General features: G+C 54.1%; 5 protein-coding genes. 1 reads left to right on the plus strand and 4 read right to left on the minus strand.

The genetic code is table 11. The features are described 5' to 3' along the window. Positions 1-1,281 (minus strand): bifunctional homocysteine S-methyltransferase/methylenetetrahydrofolate reductase (locus VF260_06760; GenBank protein ID HEX7056882.1); only part of this gene is annotated, 1,281 nt, incomplete at its 3' end. 120 nt (positions 1,282-1,401) lie between these two features. Between VF260_06760 and VF260_06765 the strand changes: the two genes are divergently transcribed. Next, positions 1,402-2,310, plus strand: a complete 909-nt coding sequence (locus VF260_06765; protein HEX7056883.1) for an MBL fold metallo-hydrolase — start codon at positions 1,402-1,404, stop codon at positions 2,308-2,310. 9 nt (positions 2,311-2,319) lie between these two features. On the opposite strand, the gene VF260_06770 is transcribed toward VF260_06765, so the two are convergent. Genes VF260_06770 through VF260_06780 form a run of 3 tightly spaced genes read right to left on the minus strand, consistent with a single transcriptional unit; the run spans position 2,320 to position 3,838 of the window. Then, entirely contained in the window at positions 2,320-3,021 is a 702-nt protein-coding gene (locus tag VF260_06770; GenBank protein HEX7056884.1) for a type 1 glutamine amidotransferase, read from the minus strand. A gap of 60 nt (positions 3,022-3,081) precedes the next feature. After that, positions 3,082-3,411 (minus strand): metalloregulator ArsR/SmtB family transcription factor, encoded by a 330-nt coding sequence (locus VF260_06775; protein HEX7056885.1) that lies wholly within the window; start codon positions 3,409-3,411, stop codon positions 3,082-3,084. A gap of 1 nt (position 3,412) precedes the next feature. Then, a complete protein-coding gene (locus VF260_06780; protein ID HEX7056886.1) occupies positions 3,413-3,838 on the minus strand; it encodes an SRPBCC domain-containing protein in 426 nt (141 codons plus the stop codon). Positions 3,839-4,097 lie beyond the last annotated feature (259 nt).

Raw genomic sequence — 4,097 nt, forward strand, 5'->3', positions numbered from 1 at the left:
GATCCCCAACGCATGCAAACCCATCAAATGCGACTGCGTCCCGATCAAATTGCGGTCGCGGCAAGCGATATGCACGATGGGGCGTATGCCCAGCTTTTCTTTGAGCAATGTGCCTACCGCCATATTGCTCATACGCGTTACCGCCAGTGAATTGTCGGCCATCGTGATGGCATCCGCGCCCGCCTGTTTAAGGAGCGACGCGCCTTCCATAAAGCGGGTCAAATCAAGATCGCGCGGCGGATCGAGTTCCACGATCACCGTATGGCGTGAACGCACCAGATCTATGATGCTACCTTCATGTACCGCTTCGCTCGTGCCGTTCGTGTCTTCCGCGCGCTGCTCGGACAACGGTTCCGCGTCTGCTTCCGACAGCGTAAATTTCTCCAATGCCGGCGCGCCTGTGGACATGTTTTTTTGCACGCTGTCAAGAGCAGCGCTGATCGCATTAATATGTTCCGGCGTTGTGCCGCAGCAACCGCCTATAATCTTCGCCCCCATCCCGGCAAACTTGACGGCGCAATCGGCAAAATATTCCGGCGTCGATTTATACGTTATCCGGCCATCCACATAATCCGGCAGGCCGGCATTAGGAAATATCGAAAGCGGAAAAGCAAAATCTTCAGGCAGCCTGGCGATGGAACGCATGATGCCGTTCGGGCCGGAGCGGCAATTGAACCCGACCGCGTCGGCTCCGCTCTCGATTAATCTGGCGAATGCTTCCCCCAATGGAATCCCGTCATTCGTTCGCGCCGTATCTTCCACGGCAAATTGGCAAACAACCGGCAGATTGGACACTTGCCGCGCCATTTGCAGCGCGATCAACAATTCTTCCAAATCATAAAAAGTTTCAAATAATAACCCGTCAACACCGCTGTCAACCAGCGCGGAAATTTGCTCGTGAAAATCTTCTTTCAATTTTTGCGAGCGGACGTTTTTGCGCTTGCCCACGCGAATGGAACCTACAGCCCCCAACACGTAGGCGTCCGCGCCAACCGCATTGCGCGCGATTGCCGCGCCGGCCCGATTGATCTCCGCGGTTTGTTCTTCCAAACCATATTTGGCGAGTTTTTCCCGATTGGCGGAAAACGTGTTGGTTTCGATCACTCTGGCGCCCGCTTCATAGTAACGGCGATGAACATCGGCAATCACTTCCGGACGGCTCAAATTTAATTCTTCATAGGATATGCCGACCGGAAAGCCCAATTGGTACAAGTATGTTCCCATCGCCCCGTCGCCGACCAATATTTGATTTTTCAGCGCTTCCCGCAAATCATGCTTCAACTCTCCCACCCCAGCCATATGCTTTTATGTGCATTTATTATACTAGATACAATCAAGAACGTACATAAATTTTGTCGGCTTCGCCCTTATGTTACAATGGTTACTGGCGAGGTGATGCGGATGATACATGACGATCGCTACTGTGCGGTTACAAAAGTTAGCTTGCAAAACTTGCTGCGATGGAGGAGGGAACGACGATCAAAACGGAAAGACTTGTCGTATCGCGTTCCCGTTGCGAAGCGTCCGGAAGTGGAGTTCATTCGCGCCAATCGCGGCACACCGGCGCTCACCTGGATCGGACATTCTTCGTTTCTAATCCAAATTGGCGGGTTGAATTTGCTGGTTGACCCGGTATGGGCAAAGCGGATGGGTTTTGCCAAGCGGCTTTCCCCGCCCGGGCTCCCGCTTGACGCGATGCCGGCGGCGGATTTTGTGCTGATTTCGCACAGTCATTACGACCATCTGGATTTTCCGACGCTAAGAAAACTAAGCGGCGACCCGACTTACCTCGTGCCGCTAGGACTGGGCGAACTTTTTCGGCGCAAAGGGTTTCAGCAAGTTAAGGAGTTTGCCTGGTGGGAACAAATGCGGCGCACGGACATCGCCATTACATTTGTCCCCGCGCGGCATTGGTCGCGCCGGACTTTGCGCGATTTGAACAAATCGTTATGGGGCGGATGGGTGATTCACAGCAACGGGAAAACCATTTATTTTGTCGGGGACAGCGGATATCATGATGAATTCAAGACGATCGGCAAGCGGTATCGGATCGACGTTGTGCTGATGCCGATCGGCGCGTACGAGCCGGAATGGTTTATGAAAAACCAGCACGTTTCGCCGGAAGAAGCGGTGCAAAGCTACATTGACTTGCAGGCGGAATGGATGGTGCCGATGCATTACGGCGCGTTTCGGTTGGCGGACGATACGCCCAAGGAAGCTTTGGACCGGCTGCATCAGAGCTGGGCACAGCGCGGGTTAGGCCCTGAACGGTTAAAAGTGCTTGCGCAAGGCGAAACGCTCCGGTTTTAACCGCCGGAGCTATTGATTTTCGCATTCAACCAAACGGTCCAGCAATCCGAACAGCAAGCCGCGGATAACCGGAAAATATTCCCTTTGCGCCCGTATCGCTGCCGCTTGCTGCACATAATCGCCCGGCGTCAAATCGGCGCGGCAATGCTTTAGCAGCGCGTCAACCGACTGCTCCGTCGCTTCCAGATGAAATTGCAGCCCGACAACGCGAGAATCGAGCACAAACGCCTGATCGGCGCAAGCTTCACTCGCGGCAATCTTGACACAGCCGGGCGGGATGGAGAACGTATCGCCATGCCAATGGAACGCGGGAAACACCCGCGGAAAATGTCTCCATAGCGGCGCCCGCCGGGCTTCTTCCGTCAAGGTTACCGGAAACCAGCCGATCTCCTTATACCGATTCCGCGTTACCTTCCCGCCCAGCACAGCGGCGATCAACTGCGCGCCCAGGCAGATGCCGAGCACCTTTTTCCCTTGCCGAATCGCTTGAGCGATCAATTGTTTTTCCGCCCGCAGCCAGGGATACGCCTCTTCCTCATCGACGCTCATCGGCCCGCCCATCACGATCAACAGATCAAAGCTTTCGCCGACGGGCAGCGGTTGACCGCAATCCAACCTCGTAAATGAGAGGGAAAAGCCTTTCGCTTCCGCCCAGGCAGCAATGCTGCCGATGCCTTCAAACGCCACATGCTGCAATACGTGTATGTTCATTGCTTGCGCCTCCTGAAAATCGCCAACTCGCATAACTTCGCCATTGCCCATCAATCCACGTCAATCCTCGTCGTCCGTTTCGACATAGCGCTTCAGAGCCGTCAGTTTGTTTTCCCAGAACCGTTCATAATAACGCAACCATTGCTTGATTTCCTGCAGCGGATCGGGATTTAGGCGATACCGCGTTTCGCGGCCGGTCTTGCGGCTTTTAACCAGCCCGGCGTCGGCCAGAATGCGCAAATGTTTGGAAACCGCCGTGCGGCTCATCGGAAAATGTTCGCTGATCGCGGTTACCGGCATCTCCCGTTCGGTCAGCAGTTGCAACATGGTGCGCCGCGTCGGATCGGCGATCGCCTGAAAAACGTCATGTTTCGGCAAGGAAGCAGCCATTTCAGCCCTCCACCATCGCTCCCAGCTTTTTGACCAAGCCGTCCCAACCCTGATTCATGTTTTCGCGCACAACCGGATGCGGCTGGCCAAATTCCGTAACCTTCGCGGCATCCCAGCCGGAATGGATGAGCGTGAACTGCGTTTTGCCGGCGACTTCCCGCAGCTCGAATGTTAAGGTCCAGTCTTGTCCCCACCTGAAAGAAAGCCGGTTGGGCGGATCTAGTTCCGTCACTTTGCAAGGCGACATGCCGTACGGTCCGGCGTTCAGGTGAAATTCGTGACCGATCACGGGTTGAAAATCATTCGGCATAAACCAGGCGGCGATGCCTTCGGAAGTTGCCACCGCATCCCAGACTTTCTTGATCGGGGCGTTGAACGTTACGGTTTGCCGGATATCCGGCAGCGTGTTTGCTGTTTGGTCACTCATTGAATTGCCTCCATTTTTTGTTTGTTTTCTCGTAAACATGAAACCTTTTGGTTTCGTTTTTTCATTATAGAATGCCGCAGGCCAGGTGTCAAGCATGCCATTCTGAGAGGAGTTTCGCGGAGAAGACCTGCCGGTTTAACCGGTCAACCTTCCCTCTTTTCTATGCCAGACTTCCAAAATTTTTAACGCTTGCATTTGCCGCTGGCAAAGTTCGTTCACGAGTCTTTTCTAGTAGAGTTCATCGCGAATCATTCGTTAT

The sequence above is a fragment of the Bacilli bacterium genome, assembly GCA_036381315.1.
Lineage (GTDB): Bacteria > Bacillota > Bacilli > Paenibacillales > KCTC-25726 > DASVDB01.

Excerpts from the sequence above, each read along its gene's own strand:
- VF260_06765 (HEX7056883.1), top strand. The coding sequence starts at position 1,402 with ATGATACATGACGATCGCTACTGTGCGGTTACAAAAGTTAGCTTGCAA.
- VF260_06770 (HEX7056884.1), bottom strand. The coding sequence starts at position 3,021 with ATGAACATACACGTATTGCAGCATGTGGCGTTTGAAGGCATCGGCAGC.
- VF260_06780 (HEX7056886.1), bottom strand. The coding sequence starts at position 3,838 with ATGAGTGACCAAACAGCAAACACGCTGCCGGATATCCGGCAAACCGTA.
- VF260_06775 (HEX7056885.1), bottom strand. The coding sequence starts at position 3,411 with ATGGCTGCTTCCTTGCCGAAACATGACGTTTTTCAGGCGATCGCCGAT.